This window comes from Cupriavidus sp. L7L (genome assembly GCF_004353535.1).
Classification (GTDB): Bacteria; Pseudomonadota; Gammaproteobacteria; order Burkholderiales; family Burkholderiaceae; genus Cupriavidus; species Cupriavidus oxalaticus_A.
This window is the reverse complement of record NZ_SMNY01000026.1, coordinates 20,689-38,269: the sequence shown is the minus strand read 5'-3', so window position 1 is coordinate 38,269 and position 17,581 is coordinate 20,689. Positions and strand designations below refer to the sequence as shown.

The 17,581-nt window shown below is 58.0% G+C and carries 18 protein-coding genes; 8 read left to right on the top strand and 10 right to left on the bottom strand.

Features of this window, described 5'->3' with window-relative positions; translation table 11 throughout:
- The 7 genes from E1J61_RS25420 to E1J61_RS25390 all read left to right on the top strand — a co-directional run.
- Positions 1–499, top strand: a 499-nt coding sequence (locus E1J61_RS25420) for an ABC transporter ATP-binding protein (protein WP_133096727.1), incomplete at its 5' end; no start/stop codon positions are given.
- A gap of 15 nt (positions 500–514) precedes the next feature.
- Positions 515–1,234, top strand: coding sequence for an ABC transporter ATP-binding protein (locus E1J61_RS25415; RefSeq protein WP_133096726.1), 720 nt, complete (start codon positions 515–517; stop codon positions 1,232–1,234).
- 9 nt (positions 1,235–1,243) lie between these two features.
- Positions 1,244–2,128 carry a branched-chain amino acid ABC transporter permease gene (locus tag E1J61_RS25410; protein WP_133096725.1) on the top strand — a complete coding sequence of 295 codons (885 nt, stop codon included), beginning with the start codon at positions 1,244–1,246 and terminating at the stop codon, positions 2,126–2,128.
- A gap of 10 nt (positions 2,129–2,138) precedes the next feature.
- On the top strand, positions 2,139–3,155 hold the full coding sequence (locus tag E1J61_RS25405; protein ID WP_133096724.1) for a branched-chain amino acid ABC transporter permease: 1,017 nt from the start codon (positions 2,139–2,141) through the stop codon (positions 3,153–3,155).
- Between the two features lie 143 nt (positions 3,156–3,298).
- Positions 3,299–4,606 (top strand): FAD-binding oxidoreductase, encoded by a 1,308-nt coding sequence (locus E1J61_RS25400; RefSeq protein WP_133096723.1) that lies wholly within the window; start codon positions 3,299–3,301, stop codon positions 4,604–4,606.
- Positions 4,607–4,642: 36 nt separating this feature from the next.
- Positions 4,643–4,990, top strand: coding sequence for a cupin domain-containing protein (locus tag E1J61_RS25395; protein ID WP_133096722.1), 348 nt, complete (start codon positions 4,643–4,645; stop codon positions 4,988–4,990).
- Between the two features lie 381 nt (positions 4,991–5,371).
- The gene (locus E1J61_RS25390) at positions 5,372–6,820 is read left to right on the top strand and encodes an NAD-dependent succinate-semialdehyde dehydrogenase (protein ID WP_133096721.1); all 1,449 of its coding nucleotides are present in this window, start codon (positions 5,372–5,374) and stop codon (positions 6,818–6,820) included.
- 195 nt (positions 6,821–7,015) lie between these two features.
- Here the strand turns inward: E1J61_RS25390 and E1J61_RS25385 are convergent, their stop codons facing one another.
- The 5 genes from E1J61_RS25385 to E1J61_RS25365 all read right to left on the bottom strand — a co-directional run bounded on the left by E1J61_RS25385 (position 7,016) and on the right by E1J61_RS25365 (position 11,362).
- Positions 7,016–7,681, bottom strand: a complete 666-nt coding sequence (locus tag E1J61_RS25385) for a substrate-binding domain-containing protein (protein WP_243736970.1) — start codon at positions 7,679–7,681, stop codon at positions 7,016–7,018.
- 13 nt (positions 7,682–7,694) lie between these two features.
- A complete protein-coding gene (locus E1J61_RS25380; protein WP_243736971.1) occupies positions 7,695–8,498 on the bottom strand; it encodes a MaoC family dehydratase N-terminal domain-containing protein in 804 nt (267 codons plus the stop codon).
- Between the two features lie 321 nt (positions 8,499–8,819).
- On the bottom strand, positions 8,820–10,040 hold the full coding sequence (locus tag E1J61_RS25375) for a pyridoxal phosphate-dependent aminotransferase (RefSeq protein ID WP_133096719.1): 1,221 nt from the start codon (positions 10,038–10,040) through the stop codon (positions 8,820–8,822).
- On the bottom strand, positions 10,037–10,699 hold the full coding sequence (locus E1J61_RS25370) for an RraA family protein (RefSeq protein ID WP_133096732.1): 663 nt from the start codon (positions 10,697–10,699) through the stop codon (positions 10,037–10,039). Before E1J61_RS25370 ends, E1J61_RS25375 begins: the two co-directional genes overlap by 4 nt.
- 24 nt (positions 10,700–10,723) lie before the next feature.
- Positions 10,724–11,362 (bottom strand): RraA family protein, encoded by a 639-nt coding sequence (locus tag E1J61_RS25365; protein WP_133096718.1) that lies wholly within the window; start codon positions 11,360–11,362, stop codon positions 10,724–10,726.
- 318 nt (positions 11,363–11,680) lie between these two features.
- Between E1J61_RS25365 and E1J61_RS25360 the strand changes: the two genes are divergently transcribed.
- Positions 11,681–12,346 (top strand): RraA family protein, encoded by a 666-nt coding sequence (locus E1J61_RS25360; protein ID WP_133096717.1) that lies wholly within the window; start codon positions 11,681–11,683, stop codon positions 12,344–12,346.
- A gap of 69 nt (positions 12,347–12,415) precedes the next feature.
- On the opposite strand, the gene ilvB is transcribed toward E1J61_RS25360, so the two are convergent.
- The 5 genes from ilvB to E1J61_RS25335 all read right to left on the bottom strand — a co-directional run bounded on the left by ilvB (position 12,416) and on the right by E1J61_RS25335 (position 17,474).
- A complete protein-coding gene (gene ilvB / locus E1J61_RS25355) occupies positions 12,416–14,155 on the bottom strand; it encodes a biosynthetic-type acetolactate synthase large subunit (protein WP_243736969.1) in 1,740 nt (579 codons plus the stop codon).
- 40 nt (positions 14,156–14,195) lie between these two features.
- A complete protein-coding gene (locus E1J61_RS25350; RefSeq protein ID WP_133096716.1) occupies positions 14,196–14,933 on the bottom strand; it encodes an amino acid ABC transporter ATP-binding protein in 738 nt (245 codons plus the stop codon).
- A gap of 15 nt (positions 14,934–14,948) precedes the next feature.
- Positions 14,949–15,641: an amino acid ABC transporter permease gene (locus E1J61_RS25345; RefSeq protein ID WP_133096715.1), complete on the bottom strand. Its 693-nt coding sequence runs from the start codon at positions 15,639–15,641 to the stop codon at positions 14,949–14,951.
- Between the two features lies 1 nt (position 15,642).
- The gene (locus tag E1J61_RS25340; RefSeq protein WP_133096714.1) at positions 15,643–16,383 is read right to left on the bottom strand and encodes an amino acid ABC transporter permease; all 741 of its coding nucleotides are present in this window, start codon (positions 16,381–16,383) and stop codon (positions 15,643–15,645) included.
- Between the two features lie 203 nt (positions 16,384–16,586).
- A complete protein-coding gene (locus E1J61_RS25335) occupies positions 16,587–17,474 on the bottom strand; it encodes a transporter substrate-binding domain-containing protein (RefSeq protein ID WP_133096730.1) in 888 nt (295 codons plus the stop codon).
- Between the last annotated feature and the right edge of the window lie 107 nt (positions 17,475–17,581).

Below are 17,581 nucleotides of genomic sequence, written 5' to 3'. Positions count from 1 at the left end.
GTTCCCGCACCTGACGGTGATGGAGAACGTGCGCATCGGGCTGCAGCGACAGCTTGGCACCGCGTACCAGTTCTGGCGCAGCGAGCGCTCGCTCGATGTGCTCAACGACCGCGCCATGGAGCTGCTCGAGCAGGTGGGGCTGACCGAGTTCGCGTACACGCTGACGGTGAACCTGCCGTACGGGCGCAAGCGCGCGCTGGAGATCGCCACCACGCTGGCGATGGAGCCCGAGCTGATGCTGCTCGACGAGCCCACGCAGGGCATGGGCCACGAGGACGTGGACCGCGTCACGCAGCTGATCAAGAAGGTCTCCGCCGGCCGCACCATCTTGATGGTGGAGCACAACATGAGCGTGGTCTCGTCGATCGCCGACAAGATCACCGTGCTGCAGCGTGGCGCGATCCTAGCCGAAGGGCCGTACGCCGAGGTGTCAAAGGACCCGCGCGTGATGGAAGCCTACATGGGCACGGCCGATGCCGAGCTGCAGGGCGCGCACTGAGCGGGGGAACCAACAATGAGCACGAACAACACTCCCGCCCTCGAAATCAAGGGCCTGCAGGCCTGGTACGGCGAGTCGCACATCCTGCACGGCGTCGACCTCACCGTGAACCGCGGCGAAGTGGTCACGCTGCTGGGCCGCAATGGCGCCGGGCGCACCACCACGCTGCGCGCGATCATGGGACTGACCGGCGCGCGCAAGGGCTCGATCAAGGTCAATGGCAACGAGACCATCGGCCTGCCCACGCACAAGATCGCGCACTACGGCATCGGCTACTGCCCCGAAGAGCGCGCGATCTTCTCTAGCCTGTCATGCGAGGAGAACCTGCTGCTGCCGCCCACGCTGAAAGGGCAAGGCGAGGGCATGAGCGAGGCCGAGATCTACTACATGTTTCCCAACCTGAAGGAGCGCCGCCAGAGCCAGGGCACGCGTCTGTCTGGCGGCGAGCAGCAGATGCTCGCGGTGGCGCGCATCCTGCGCACCGGCGCCAACCTGCTGCTGCTCGACGAAATTTCGGAAGGGCTGGCGCCGGTGATCGTGCAGGCGCTGGCGCGCATGATCCGGATGCTCAAGCAGAAGGGGTACACCGTGGTGATGGTAGAGCAGAACTTCCGCTTCGCCGCGCCGCTGGCTGACCGCTTCTATGTGATGGAGCACGGCAGCATCGTCGAACGCTTCGATGCCAGCGAACTGCAGGCAAAGATGCCGGTGCTGCATGAATTGCTGGGCGTATGAGGAGCACCCATGAACCTATTTGAAATCCCCCTGCCCGCGCTGCTGTCGCAACTGCTGCTGGGGCTCGTCAATGGCGCGTTCTACGCGATGTTGAGTCTGGGGCTAGCCGTGATCTTCGGTCTGCTCAATGTCATCAACTTCGCCCACGGCGCGCTGTTCATGCTGGGCGCGGTGCTGGCCTGGATGGGCCTGGAATACCTCGGACTTGGCTACTGGACGATGCTGCTGCTGTCTCCGGTGGCGGTCGCCGTGATCGGCATCCTGATCGAAAAGATCATGCTGCGCTGGATCTACAAGCTCGATCACCTCTATGGACTTCTGCTCACGCTCGGCATCACGCTCGTCATTGAGGGGCTTCTACGTTCGGCATACGGCGTCTCCGGGTTGCCGTACCCCACACCGGAATCCCTTAGCGGTGCCACAGACGTTGGCTTCATGATGCTGCCCAACTACCGGGCGTGGGTCGTCGCAGCATCCCTTGGCATCTGTTTCGCGACCTGGTTCCTGATCGAGAAAACCCGTTTGGGAGCGTACCTGCGCGCCGGCACGGAGAACGCCAAGATTGTCGAATCCTTTGGGATCAATGTTCCATTGATGATCACCCTGACGTACGGATTTGGCGTTGCGTTAGCCGCGTTTGCTGGCGTGCTCGCTGCGCCGGTGATCCAGGTCTCACCGCTGATGGGACAGAACCTCATCATCGTCGTCTTCGCCGTCGTCGTGATCGGCGGCATGGGCTCGATCCTCGGCGCAGTCGCAACGGGCCTTGGCCTAGGCGTGATTGAGGGGCTTGCCAAGGTCGTTTATCCAGAGGCCTCATCCACCGTTGTCTTCGCCATTATGGTCATCGTGCTTCTGGTGCGACCTGCTGGCTTGTTTGGCAAAGAGAAGTAGGAGATCTGACGTGCGAAAGAACCCGTTGCCACTGCTTGTTCTGACATTCCTGCTGTTAGCGCCGTACGCAGGCGCCTATCCTCTGTTTGTACTCAAAGTTATCTGCTTCGCCCTGTTCGCATGCGCGTTCAACCTTTTGATCGGTTATGGAGGACTTCTTTCCTTCGGGCATGCTGCAATGTTTGGCGGGGCCGGATACATTGCGGCGCATGCGCTAAAGCATTGGAGCATCACCCCAGAACTCGGTCTCATTGTCGGAACACTGACAGGTGCGTTGCTTGGGGGCACCATGGGAATCCTGGCAATCCGGCGCCAAGGCATCTATTTTTCAATGATCACCCTAGCACTTGCGCAAATGCTTTACTTCGTCATGCTCCAGGCACCGTTCACGGGTGGCGAAGATGGGCTGCAAGGTGTGCCTCGTGGGAAGCTCCTTGGCGTGTTACCGCTAGACAACGACTTCGTGCTCTATTACGTGGTGTTGACGATCGCCACCGCAGCGGTCCTGCTTCTCTGGCGCGTCGTCTCCTCTCCGTTCGGCGCCGTGCTGCATGCCATTAAGGAAAACGAATCCCGTGCAGTGTCGCTCGGGTATAACGTGGAGCGCTTCAAGCTGGTGGCGTTCGTGATCTCCGCCGCGGTCGCCGGATTGGCCGGTTCTCTCAAGGTGCTCGTACTCGGCTTTGAAACCCTGTCCGATGTCCACTGGTCTATGTCCGGCACCGTGATCTTGATGACATTGGTCGGGGGGTTAGGTACACGCTGGGGACCCATGCTCGGGGCGTTGATCATCGTAGCGCTGGAAACCAAGCTGGGCGATATTGGCCACGTCTTGGCTTCACTGACCAACATCGATGCATTTCTCAAACTTGGTGAGAGCGTTACCGTCGTCACAGGAATTCTGTTTGTCGTCACAGTATTGTTTTTCCGCAACGGCATCGCGGGGGCGGTAGCCTCACTCTGGCGCCTGATTGGCCGACCTCGCATTGACGGAAGACTCCGGTCAACCGAGCGTGGGCCAGCCTAATGACCTCGGAGCTATAGCGTCGATCAAACAGGTGGTCGCCAGGAACACCGGAATGAGGCCCCCAGCGCTCCTAACGAGCCCGATCTATTGAACCCGCATCATGTTTTTGAATCGCCAGTCATCTTGGCGAGAGGCGTCGCGCCATGATAGCCACAACCTATACAACTGAAGTGTCCGCGCCATCGTCCCTTCCGCCATCCCTCTGGGCGGCAACGGCACCGGTGGCACCCAATGTTCCTCCTTTGCTGGACTCGAAGACTGTGGACGTGCTGGTGATTGGCGCCGGCTACACCGGGCTATCGACAGCATTGCATCTTGCCGAGCACGGCAGCAATGTCTGCGTAGTCGACACGCATGAACCGGGTTGGGGAGCCTCCGGGCGCAACGGCGGCCAGGTCAATCCATCCCTAAAGCATGACCCGGACGAACTCGAGAGGATGCTTGGGGGCGAGCGCGCCGAAGCACTAATTAACGCAGTGTCCGGATCCGCGGATCTGGTGTTCGACCTTGTTGAGCGATACAAGATCGATTGTCATCCAGTGCGCGCAGGCTGGTTGCAGCTGGCGTACTCTCCTAAGTCGGTGCCGGCATTGCATTCGCGCGCGAGGCTCTGGCAGCGCCGCGGCGTACCAGTTGAAATGCTTGATCGCAATGAGGTGGAACGACGTGTCGGGACGCGACAGTTTGCGGGCGGATGGTTGGACGGCAGGGCCGGGGCAGTCCAGCCCTTGGCCTATGCCCGAGGACTTGCCGACGCGGCCATTCATGCCGGTGCCACGATTCACGGTGGCAGCTGTGTGACAGGGTTGGCGCGCGAAGGCGCTAAGTGGAAGGCTACCCTTTCTACCGGCGCAGTCGTGACCGCAGAGGAAGTTGTCATCGCGACAAACGGCTACAGCGATGCACTTTGGCAAGGACTAAGGCAAACGTTGCTTACCGCTAACAGCTTTATTGTTGCCACGCGCCCGCTTCGCGGTCACATCGCGCGGACGATACTCCAGCGCGGAGAAACAGCTTCCACATCGCAGCGACTGCTACTTTACTTCCGCAAGGATCATGCCGGTCGCCTCCTGATGGGAGGGCGAGGCTTCTTTTCGGATCCTAAGCAACCAAAGGACTTCGCACATCTGGAGCGATCGCTGGCGTTGTTATTCCCGCAGCTCGGAACGCTGGAGTTCGAATACCGCTGGGCCGGGCGCATCGCAGTAACCCGGGATTTCATGCCGCACATTCATAAGCCAGCGCCTGGTATCACGATAGCGGTGGGTTGCAATGGGCGCGGAATCGCGCTCTGTACCAGCTTTGGCAAGCATCTGGCGGCCGACCTAATGAGTGGGGAACAGTTTCCCTACCCGGTTTCGCCACTTGCACCCATCCCCTTCCACAGCCTGCAGCGCTTCTATATCGCTGCAGGGGTTGCGTGGTACAGCCTGTTGGACAAGCTGTCTTGACTCGTCGCCTCTCACATTAACGCCTATCAGAGCATCATGAGTATCCAGATCATTCATTCATCATCGACAAAGAGCGATTTACTCGCCAAGGGCCCAGTGCCGGTCCCATTGAGCGAACCGGCCTGCCACATTTCGGCGTTAGAAATCAAAGTGCCTGAGCGCAAAAACTGCAAGACTGGCATTTGGGAATGTAGTCGTGGTCGCTTCGAGCGCCCGGTCGCCGCTGGTGAGGTGATGCATATTCTTTGCGGAAGTGGCGAATTTACTTCGCAAGACGGGTCAGTGTATGCGTTCAGGAGCGGGGACACGCTCTTCTTTCCACCCAATACGTTCGGAATTTGGACCATTCAAGAGACCCTACGCAAAGTCTACGTGCTGATTTAACGCGATTGTGATGTGAGGCTACTGTCGTGAAGTATGACCCATCGGAAGAATCCGCGCTGCGCTCGCACCAACGGCATGCCTGTGCATTGACGCTTGCGCCGCTTCGTTGGCTTCGACTGGAACACACTCTCGTCCAGATTAATCTTTCAACCTGACATCGAATAACAAAGGCGCTTCAGGATGGCATGGCGCGCGTCGTGCTTGACCCGGACATTCGCATCAAGGTCTCGATGACTGCCAGCCACAGTCGCCTATGCAAGTGCATGTGGCGCGGTCTGGCAAGGCACCTTCGTCCTGTTAGATGACGCTTACGCGAAGCGCATTGTCTTACTTCATTCTCCTGAACGCGACAAGCGGTCTCCCTTTTCCTGGTAATTCATCATGCATCTAAAAGATCCTTCGTTATTTAAGCAGCTGGCCTATGTCAATGGCGAATGGGTGGGATCCGATTCTGGCGCTACGTTTGACGTGACCGACCCGGCCACAGGCGAGATCATCGCGAAGGTGCCAGACTTGCGAGCCGCGGAAACGGAGTGTGCAATTTCCGCGGCGGAAGTGGCTCAAAAGGGCTGGGCACAGAAGACCGGCAAGGAGCGGGCGATCGTCTTGCGCCGTTGGTTCGACCTCGTTACCACCAACGCCGATGACCTTGCCTATCTGATGACCCGTGAACAGGGCAAACCACTTAGCGAAGCAAAGGGCGAGATAACTTACGCGGCCAGCTTCATTGAATGGTTTGCAGAGGAAGCCAAGCGCGTGGATGGCGAAGTGCTGGCGAGTCCCGCCTCCGATAAGCGGCTCGTAACGTTGCGCCAGCCGGTGGGTGTCTGCGCCGCTATCACGCCGTGGAATTTTCCGGCGGCGATGATCACGCGCAAGGTTGCGCCGGCTCTAGCAGCGGGTTGCGCCATTGTCGTCAAGCCCGCCGAACTCACTCCGCTCTCCGCACTTGCACTGGCCGAATTGGCTCGTCGGGCGGGCGTGCCAGCCGGCGTGCTCCAGGTAGTGACTGGCGATGCGAAAACGATCGGCGCAGTGCTGACCAGCAGTCCGATTGTGCGCAAGCTTTCATTTACGGGATCAACGGAAGTGGGTCGAATCCTGATGGCCCAGTCGGCGCCTACGGTGAAGCGTCTATCTCTGGAATTGGGGGGTAACGCACCATTCGTTGTGTTTGACGATGCCGATGTAGACGCCGCAGTGGAAGGCGCGATCGCGGCCAAGTACCGCAATGGTGGCCAGACCTGTGTCTGCGCGAACCGCTTCTATATCCAGGACGGCATCTACGACGCTTTCGCGACGAAATTCGCCGAACGCGCGAGCCAACTCCGCGTGGGAAATGGTCTGGAGGATGGTGTTGTGATTGGTCCGCTGATCGAGGGCGCTGCTGTTGAGAAAGTAACTTCGCTAGTGGATGACGCCATGTCAAAGGGCGCTCGCTTGCTTACGGGCGGCCGCATGCATCGGCTTAGCGGCACCTATTATGCGCCGACCGTGATCGCCGACGCCACGGCCGAGATGCGGATTGCGCGCGAGGAAATCTTCGGCCCGGTCGCGCCACTGTTTCGCTTTAGGCACGATGAGGAAGCCATTGCCGCCGCCAATGCCACGGAATATGGCCTCGCCGCCTACCTCTATACTCGTGATATCGCCCGTGCATGGCGCACAGCCGAAGCGCTGGAATATGGCATGGTGGGCCTGAACACGGGCCTGATCTCAAATGAAGTGGCTCCGTTCGGCGGCATCAAGCAATCGGGTCTTGGCCGTGAGGGCTCGCGCCACGGGATCGACGAGTATCTTGAGATCAAGTATTTGTGCCTGCAGATGTAAACTGATCCGGACGGGGATCTGGCGAGGCCGGTTGGACCGGCTCGCAGGCAACGCGCCAACGGATTCTCGCCAACGGAACCAGGACAGGGCCCGCTCTCACTGCAAAGATTCGACGACAAGTCCCTACAACGAAACGCGGAGTCGGAATAGCCTAGCCGCGGTACGAAACTGACGGCTTGGGGGGCAGCGATTGTGTCAGGCGTTTTGAAGCAGCACGTCGAGAAACCGATCCACAATGAGGTTCTTCCTTCTCGCCTTTCGCGTGGCAACCCCTAGCGTCACGACGAACTGCATTTCCTCCGGTGCTAGGGTCGCAAGCATCCCCTTCTCAAGCCATGTGGCAGCGAAATGGTCCGGCAGGAAACCGATGTATTCGCCTGTGAGAATCAAGAATGCGATGCCCTCTCGGTCCGTCGCCGTCGCGGTGCAGGCGAGGTCCTGGTGCAGTCGCATAGCTTCAGCACTCATGCGGTAGCTAGGTGCCACGGCGGGCGTATCTCGCAGGTCGGCCACTGTCACGCTCCTTGCTGACCCAAACAATCGGTGCCCCCGACTGCAGTAAAGCGATGATCGCTCTTCATAGAGGGGGCTGTAGTCCAAAGCGGTCAGGGTCGTAATGAGCGGCAAGGCACCGATATGCAACCGACCATCTAGCAATCCACGTTCAATTTCGCTAGGAGTGCTCATGCTGAGATTGACGCGCACCCCGTCACTCTGGCGCCGAATTGACCTCAGGGCGTCAGTAATGCGCATCTTGGGCTGGGTCACCAGGTTGTTCATGAGCCCAATATTGAGTTCGCCCCGCAGGTTCTGGTGGAGCTGATTCACTTCAGTCCGGAAGCCTTCAATGGCGGCAAGCACCGCCTCTCCTGCCCTAAGGACTTCGCGACCTTCGTCCGTTAGCGCGAACCCCGCACGCCAAAATACGCTCCGGCACAAATGTCGGAGCGACCGTTTGGAACGAGAAGCTCCTGATTTCCGCATCCGGCAGATTCTTGCGCACGAGTTCCAGCATTACCACCGCTTGGAGAGGGCTGTGAACCACGAGGTCTGGGTAATCCTCCACCCCGCTCACGTACTGTTTGTCGTAGTGAATGCGATGGCCGTTGAAGGTCAGCGCGGAAAAGCGGAATAGCATGACGGGGTCCGGCACCACCTCATGAACCCATTCCTCATCCAGCGGTGCGGGGAACGGGCCCGGCGCAGGCGTGGTGCGAGATGCACGCTCCCTGTAGACGATGCTTTGTTCTTCGGTTACCGCGAGCCCCTGAGAGCCGTAATATCTGTGCTCTACGGTAACAAAAACAAGCGTCCCGCTGCGACCTGTCTTAGCGTCGACTTCCAAGATGGTAGATAGCTTGGTAGCACCATCGCCGACGCGCAGCGGCTGATGAAACCTCAGACTTCCACCAGACCACATGCGGCATGGCAGTGGGACCGGAGGAAGAAAACCGCCGCGACTCGCGTGGCCGTCTGACCCCAGCCCGGAATGTCTTTGCAGCGGTAAGAAGTAAAGCCAGTGCCAAAGCGGTGCAATGGCATCGCCGCGAACGGGCGTGTAGTCCTGGTAGTCCAGCGTCGCCGCAAGCGCCTTGACAGGAAATGCAGTTATCTCATCCTGGCTTTCGGCGGTCCTCCCCACCCATCTCTTCAACTTCACGACATCTATCAAGGTCACATTCAATCACAGCGGCAGAGCTTCCACAAAACTTATACCCCGCGCCGACTCCGAAGCGTCAATGACCTGAACTCGGAGAACGCACTTCGCAGGGTCAAGACGGATGGTGCAAGTCATTCGTGTCGGACGTAGAACAAGTCATGCAGGTCGAGGAGTTTGAAGCAATTCGTCCATCGTTTGCAAAATAGCCTTCTCAGAATCGGCAGCAGTCTCCATCATCGACTTCACGTCGCAATACGCCCTCCTCCTGTGATTGCATCATGTGGTGCGCAATCGAGTATCGCGAAAGAGAGCCGGCCGGAGGCCGGCTCTTTGCCCGTATCAGTCGCGAAGAGAAAGGCAGAACTTACGAATGGCGTTGCATGCTTCGGCCAAGGATTCCTTGTCCATCGCGTACGCAATTCGGATGTACGGTCCCAGTCCGAACGCGGAACCATGGACTAGACCGACATTTGCCTCGTCCAGTATCGCCAAAGCTACGTCCTCATCGGTGCGCAGCAGCGTGCCTGCAGGCGTCGTTTTGCCAAGGAGGCCGGCACACGACGCAAATGCGTAGAACGCCCCGCCTGGAACGGTGCAACTCAGTCCTGGTGTCTCGTTGATGAGCTTCACCATCATGTCGCGTCGCTCTTCAAACACCGCTTTTGACTCGGTGATGAAGTCCTGCGGGCCTCGCAATGCCGCGATTGCAGCATGCTGCGATATTGACGACGCCCCCGACGTCTGCTGACCTTGCAGCTTCTCCATGGCCTCGAGCAGCCATTGCGGACCAGTGGCAAAGCCAATCCGCCAGCCTGTCATCGCATATGCTTTCGAAACGCCGTTCATGGTGAGCGTTCGCTCCTTCAAGCGAGGCTCGACCTGAGCGAGTGTGAAGAACTCTGCGCCGTCAAAAGTCAGGTGCTCATAGATGTCATCGGCAAGCACCAACACATGCGGATTTGCAAGCAGAACTTCAGCAAGCGCGGCGAGTTCTGAACGACTATAGACCGCGCCGGTGGGGTTAGACGGCGAGTTCAGAATGAGCCAACGTGTGCGCGGACCGATAGCTTTCGCCAAAGCCGCAGGGGTTAGCTTAAATCCGACGTCCGCATCACAGGGCACAATCACCGATGTGCCGCCGCAGAGCTGAACCATTTCTGGATAGCTCACCCAGTACGGCGCAGGCACGATGACTTCATCACCGCTGTTTAGTGTCGCGGCGAGAGCATTGAAGATGACCTGCTTCCCACCCGAGCAAACAATGGTGTCCTTCCAGGATACCTCGAGCCCATTCTCACGCCTGAATTTATCTGCGACGGCCTCCCTCAGGTCTCGCAAGCCAGCGACCTGGGTGTAACGCGTCTGGCCCCCGCGAATGGCGTCAATGGCCGCGTCGCAGATGTGCTTCGGCGTGTCGAAGTCCGGTTCGCCGGCACTCAGCGAGATTACTTTGACACCTTGAGCTCGTTTTGCTGCCACCCGGTCCATCATTCGATACGTCGCGGATGGCTGCGCGCTAGCGACATTGATGTTTAGCCGCTGCAGTTCGGGACTGGTCATGCCTTCCTCTGCAGGGTGTGATAGCCCAGAGCGGCGCGCGCTTCGCCGAGAGTTTTCCCACTGGAAATGGACGCACGGATTTGCGCTTCTACCGCCTCAATCTTCAGCGCGAGTTCTGCGACTTCGCGTGCACGCTCGCGCGGTACCACCACAACACCGTTTGCGTCTGCCACAATGATGTCGCGCGGACAGACACGGGCCGTACCAATCGATACGGGGGTGTTGACCGACTCGACCTGCACGCGGTCTTTTCCGGTACGCATGTAACGACCGCGACTGAACATCGGGTAGCCATCGCCCAAGGCCTTCGACACGTCACGACATACGCCGTCAATCACCGTTGCGGCAATGCCGCGTGCGCCAGCATATTGGGTCATGATGTCACCCCAGACCGTGCAGTCAGTACGACCGTCGTTGTCGATGACCATGACTTCGCCAGGCGCAACGTCGTCGATAAAATCGCCCACGGAACCAGGGGGCGTGCTGGCCGAGACATACTTCACCGTGAAAGCCGGACCCACAATAGTCTTGGTGTAATTGTCCAGCGGTGCGATGCCCAAGCATTGACCAGGCAATCCCAACTTGTCCATGGCATCCGACACTCCCGGCGTGTCCAGACCTTCGAACAGTGCGCACAGCTCTTTATCTTCAGCGTTCATCATCTCTCTCCTGTTGAGATAGCGTCAAAAATTGAGTTCAAACAGCGTGTCGGTACACGGATGGCCCGCCGCTGCCTCTACAACCATCGCATCTTGGTGGCGGATAATCCGCTCTCCAAGTGCAATCACCTCCTCCGCGGCATTCGCTGGGATGAATACGACCCCGCAGCGGTCCGCTATAACCAAGTCGTCTTCGCACACGACCTGTCCAGCGAATTCGATAGGCTTCCCCTGCTCTGCAACCACATTTCGTCTTCCGTTGGATGCCATGGTCACACCTCTGGCATACACTGGATAATCCAACGCCTGGATTTCAACGACGGACCGGCACAGTGAGTCCAGGACGGTCCCTCGTACCCCTCGCTGACGCGCCGCCAGACTAGCGAGGTAGTCCCACGAGGCCCTGCCCGCTACTTCAGTGGACAGAACCAGTACACGATGCTCACCGACGACTCGCGTGATTGCGCGTTCAAGAGAGCGACCTCGAGGCTTATTCCCTCCATCACGCAATCGCAGCGTACTGGCCACACCCACGAGTCGTGGCGAGCGCCACAGAGGCTGTACACCAAGAGCACCGGGCGGAAGACCGAAGACATCCAACGCCTCAGAAACGGCGTTTGTGTCGAGCCCTGCAAGGCGGTCAAGTAAGGACCTGTTGGTCATGGGGTTGCGCTCAGATTTCCTAGTAGTTCAATGTGGAGCAACTTCCCTCGTTAGTAAATTCCGAAGAGCGGATACCTCCTATACGGCAAACCTATTGGAGGCCGCCGCTGGCGGGGCTTGGCATCTCTGGTTGGCGCGAAGGGCTGTTCACTTTCAGACATATCTGTGAGACCGGTCGCTACTTCACATAGGTTGTCCATATCGACGTAATCGTGTATTCGGAATTTACCTATCTCGCTGTTTGGTGGAGAGTCCAAAGGGACCTGGCGAGCGATGTCCTTGTCGTCGTTGGGCACCAAACATTCACGACTCTTCCCTATGGCTACTAGCAACCTCATCATCCAGTCCTCGCCGGCGCTTGCGTCGCCAGCTCACATCGAGGCGTTTCAGAACGTCGTAACGCCGCACATCAGCGATAACCTTCAACGACTGTCCGGCGTCACGGGTCTGACCCGCTACCACCACAAGAAGAAGCTTGTCGGCACGGCGTTCACCGTAAAAGCGCGGCCGGGCGACAACCTGCTGATTTACAAAGCGCTGATGGAGATGCAGCCAGGTCATGTCCTCGTTGTTGACGGCGCCGGGGACTGCACGAATGCTCTCGTTGGCGAGCTCATCATGCTGTACGCACAGCAGCGCGGCTGTGCTGGCTTCGTCATCGATGGAGCCATCCGTGACACCGGCGCATTCTACGAAACCGACTTCCCCTGCTATGCACGCGGGTCCAGCCATCGCGGGCCTTACAAGGTTGGCCCGGGTGCGATGAACGTACCTGTCTCTGTGGGCGGCCAAGTCATTCACCCCGGCGACATCATCGTCGGGGACGAAGACGGCGTCGTATCGTTCCCAAAGGAGCAGGCGGATGCTTTGCTTGAGGCCGTCAAGACCACCGCGCGTAACGAGGAAGCTATCAAGGCGGAGATTGCTACGGGCACCAGAGAGCAGAAGTGGCTGGCGAAGGTACTGTCCGCTCACGGTCTGTAAGCAGCAAGAAGGGTTCGGCACGATGAGGCCGAACCTCGCTGGCCATTGCGGCCAGCGGGCACAACAGTATTAAACGTCAGCTGGTTCCCCGAGCAACATCTGCTCGAGGGAATGCCCCCCGCGAATCATCGGCCAAACCTTCTCCGAGCCGTCGACGCTGACATCAAGGAACACTGTCCTATCCTTCAGCGCGAGAGCCTCGCGCAGCGCCGGCTCAACATCCGCCTCCGAGGAAACGGCAATTCCGACATGTCCATACGCACGGGCAAGCGCCGCAAAGTCGGGCAATGCTTCCATATATGACTGGGAATATCGCCGCTCATATTCGACATGCTGAAGCTGTCGCACCATGCCCAGATAGCCGTTGTTCAACGAGATGATTTTCACGGGCAAGTCATACTGCTTGCACGTGGACAGCTCCTGGATGCACATCTGTATGGACCCGTCCCCTGTCACCGTGACGACGTCATGGTCTGGAAACGCGTGCTTCACGCCCATCGCATAGGGCAGTCCGACGCCCATCGTTCCCAGTCCGCCGGAATTAATCCATTTCCTGGGATGCTTGAAACGATAGTGTTGCGCGGTCCACATTTGGTGCTGGCCGACGTCCGAGCAGATAAACGTGTCATCCCGGGCCAGTTCGCAAAGTGTCTCGATGACAAATTGAGGCTTGATTCGGCCCGGCTCCTTAGCATAGTCAAGGCACTTCAAGGACCGCCAAGCGTCAATCTCCGCCCACCAGGCGGTGCGCGATTCCATCTGCTCGCCAGATTCCTGCAGACAGGCGATTAGCCTACGAAGGACGCGTGCCGCGTCACCAACAATCGGAACTGCAGGCTTGACGCGCTTGCCGATACTTGCCGGGTCGATGTCGATGTGGACGATTGCCCTCTCCTTGGCAACAAAGGCATCCACATTTCCGATGACTCGGTCGTCGAACCGAGCTCCCACTGCAACGAGCACATCGCATTCCTGCATCGCTCGGTTCGCCTCATAGGTGCCGTGCATTCCAGGCATGCCTAAAAAGCGCTTGTTGGTTCCCGGAAAGCAGCCCAAGGCCATGAGCGTAGTTGTCACGGGAGCATCGGCCAAGGCAGCCAGCTCTCGTACTTCGGCGCTCGCACCTGCGGCAATCGCTCCACCACCGATGTAGAGGTATGGCCGCTTGGCCGCCTTCAGGAGCTTCGCTGCTTGCCGAATCTGTCCTTCATGACCTTCGGCTGCCGGCCGATAAGACCTGATTTCCACAGAATCCGGATAGAAGAATCGACCTTGGGCCAGCGACACGTCCTTTGGGATGTCTACCAGTACGGGTCCCGGTCGTCCAGTCCGGGCAAGGTGAAACGCCTTCTTCAGCACCAGTGGAAGTTGGTCGACGTTCCTGACCAGGAAATTGTGCTTCACAATCGGCCGTGTTATGCCAACCGCGTCGCACTCCTGGAAGGCATCTTCCCCAATCATGGAAGTGGGGACATTGCCAGAGATGACTACCAGCGGGATGGAATCGAAGTATGCCGTTGCAATGCCCGTGACTGCATTGGTTACTCCAGGGCCGGACGTAACCAGCGCCACGCCGACTTCCCCAGTTGCTCGAGCGAAGCCGTCTGCCGCATGGACGGCAGCTTGTTCATGCCGAACGAGCAAGTGCATCAGCGCTGTTTGCTCAGCAATGGCGTCGTAGATGGGAAGTACCGCCCCGCCCGGGTACCCCCAAACCGAGCGTACCCCTTCGGCAACCAGCGCGGCCACCACCATCTGCGCGCCGCTCATCAGGGCACGTGTTGCAGCTTCTTTGTCCCGGCCGTTCATTCTGCGGACCATCCTTCCAATCTCATGGTTATTTGACCGCTCAGTGCTGCAGAATCTTGCCCAGGAAGTCCTGAGTCCGAGCGTGATGTGCTTGTGGATTCCCAAAGAAATGGTCCTTCGGACAGTCTTCGAGTATTTCACCGCCGACGTTCATGAAGATGACGCGGTCAGCGACCTTCTTGGCAAAGCCCATCTCGTGCGTAACCACAACCATCGTCATTCCGTCCTTGGCAAGCAGCGTCATCACGTCAAGGACTTCCCCCACCATCTCCGGGTCCAGGGCCGAAGTCGGCTCGTCGAACAGCATGACCAGCGGATTCATCGAAAGCGCCCGCGCGATGGCGACACGCTGCTGCTGGCCGCCCGATAGCTGTGCGGGATATTTGTCTTTATGTGCGGCGAGGCCAACGCGGGAAAGGTACTCAAGGCCACGACTCTTCGATTCTTCGTATTTCCTTCCCAGGACCTTCATTTGAGCGATAGTGAGGTTCTCCGTAACCGTGAGATGCGGGAACAGCTCAAAGTTCTGAAACACCATTCCCACACGGCTTCGCAAGCGCGGCTGATTTGTAGCCTTATTGTGAACAGACATCCCATCGACGAAGATTTCGCCCTGCTGAATGGGCTCTAGCGCATTTATCGTTTTGATGAGCGTCGATTTTCCCGAGCCGGACGGTCCACAGATGACAACCACCTCGCCCTTCTTGATACTTGTCGAGCAGCCCTTCAGGACCTGGAACGAGCCGTACCACTTCGAAACATCCTTGATTTCAATCATTGTCTTCGTCCCCACTCAACGAATAATCTCGACCTTCTTGTGTACACGCTTGACCATTGCCGACAGAGCGAAGCAGATGAGCATATAAAACACTGCAGCTAACAGGTATGTCTCAATCGGACGAGCGAAATTCTTCCCCGCGGTGTCAAACGCCTTCAGCATGTCATATGCACCAATCGCGTAGACCAACGAGGTATCCTGAAACAGAATAATTGTCTGTGCCAAGAACACGGGAATCATGTTCCTGAAGGCTTGCGGCAAAATTACCAAGCGCATGTTCTGTGAGTACGTCATCCCCATTGCCATCCCTGCCGACACTTGGCCGCGTGAGATAGACTGGATGCCGGCACGAATAATCTCGCTGAAGTACGCCGCCTCAAAGAAGATGAACGTTATCATCGCCGATATTTCGGCTCGATAGTTCTGCCCATAGCTACCAGGAATCATGTTGTAAACGCTTGCTGGTACCAGCAGAAAAATCCAGAGGATTACCATGACCAGCGGTATGCTTCGCATTCCGGTAACGTAGATGGACGCTGGCACCTCGAGAGCACGGATGCCCGACAGCCGCATCAGCGCAAGAAAGGTTCCAACGACGATTCCGCCCGCCGTCGCAATTGCAGTCAGCAGAAGGCTAAAGTAGAGACCCTTCAGCACATACTGGCTAACAAAGTCCCACGTTACAAAAGAGAAGTCCAGTTGCTCCATGTCAGTGAGCTCCTGCAGTGCGTGCTTTCGACGAATACCCTGGGATTGCCAAGCGAGCTTCGATATAGGCCATCACGCGATTTATCGCAAACGCGGATACCACATAGAGGGCTGTGACTGCCAGATATACCTCGACGCCACGCCCTGTTTCCTCCTGCACCTGCATGGCGTACATTGTCAATTCGGAAATGGACACGGCGAACGCAACCGACGACGCTTTGACGATGTTCATCGCGTCGCTCGTAAGGGGCGGCATGATAATGCGCGTCGCCATCGGCAGAAGAACGTATCGATAATATTGTGGCGTTGTAAATCCAAGCGCCATGCCTGCCGCCCTCTGCCCGCGCGGCAGTGAGCCTATCCCCGCGCGTACTTGCTCGGCAATTCTGGCGGAGGTGTAGAAACCTATTGCCAGCACTACAAGCGCAAAGCTTGGCAAAGCCTGCATGGCCGGAATAAGAGCCGGGAGTACGTGATACCAGAGAAAAATCTGAACCAGCAAGGGGATGCTACGAAAGAACTCCACCCATACCATTCCGAATCGCGCGGTCCATGGACTATTCGGCAACGTTCGCAGCGTACCGATGGTAAAGCCAATAATCAGCGCAATGACCAGGGAAACTAACGATACGGAGAGCGTCCAACCCCATGCCGACAAAATCCATTGCCAATAGGTTGGATACTCTCCACCGGGATTACGCAGAAAGAACTGCCAATCCCAAGATGAGTGTGTGACTGCCATACTTGTGTACTCAGTTAATCGTCGGTGCCATAGTGGATAGGCGTGGGTGGCCAAGCGCTCTGTGTCGCCATGGCTGTGTACCGAGATTTGCCGTAGATGGTGCCTTCTTACCCCCCGCAAGCTGGGAGTAGGTCCCCCGCTGCGTGAAATGATGCGGCGGAGGAGACTATGTTGATACTTGCGGGGGCAGTTCTGCCAGACCTTTAGGTCGCGGGCTTGTCCGTCGGCGTCGCAATCGTGTCGCGAAGTTCCTTGCTCATCGGCAGGCCAACGGCTTGGCTACGCGGCGGGATGGGGTCGATGAACCACTTGCGATACAGCTTCTCGAACTCGCCGGATTTCATCATGCCGACAATCGTCTCATCGACCAGCGCTTTGAACTTCGGGTCGTCCTTGCGCAGCATGCAAGCGTATGGCTCGACTTGGAGGGCATCGCCAACAATCTCCAGGTCCGCCGGATTCTTCGCACTGGTACGCAGGCCATACAGCACAACGTCATCCAGGGCCAGTGCCGACGCGCGCCCGCTTTCGACCATCAGCAGACCGTCTGAGTGGTCCTTCGCGCTGAAGATATCGATGTCGAGCTTCTTTTCTTCGTTGTACCGCCGCGTGACAGCCAGGTTCGTCGTGCCGGTGGTGCTCGCAACTCGCTTACCTTTGAGGTCGGCGAACGACTTAATGCCTGAATCCTTCTTCACCAGCAGACGAGTGCCGGTGTAGAAGTAGTTGACAGCGAAGGCAACTTCCTTGCCCCGTGCCGAATTGTTGGTTGTCGACCCGCACTCGAGGTCAATCGTACCGTTTGTCAGAAGCGGGATGCGGTTCTGGCTCGTGACCGGGCGCCACGACACCTCCAGATTCGGCAGATTCAGCTTCTTCTTTACCGATTCGACAATTGCCTTTTCAATGTCGACGCCGTAACCAATCGGCTTCTCGGGACCGTTGAGATAGCTGAACGGTACGGATGATTCGCGATAGGCAACCACGAAGCGCTTCGTCTCCGCGATTTTTGCGAGCGTGTCTTCGGCGTGAACGGTCGTGAACGCCGATGCCAGCAGGATTGCCCCAACAGTGAAGACAGTCTTTTTCATATGGGTCCGCTTTTCCATGGATGTGTCTCCTCAGATGTGCCGGCATGATGCCGGCCACCCTCTTCCTTGTCTTTGGCTTCGCCGGCTCGAATGCATCCAGCGTTCCA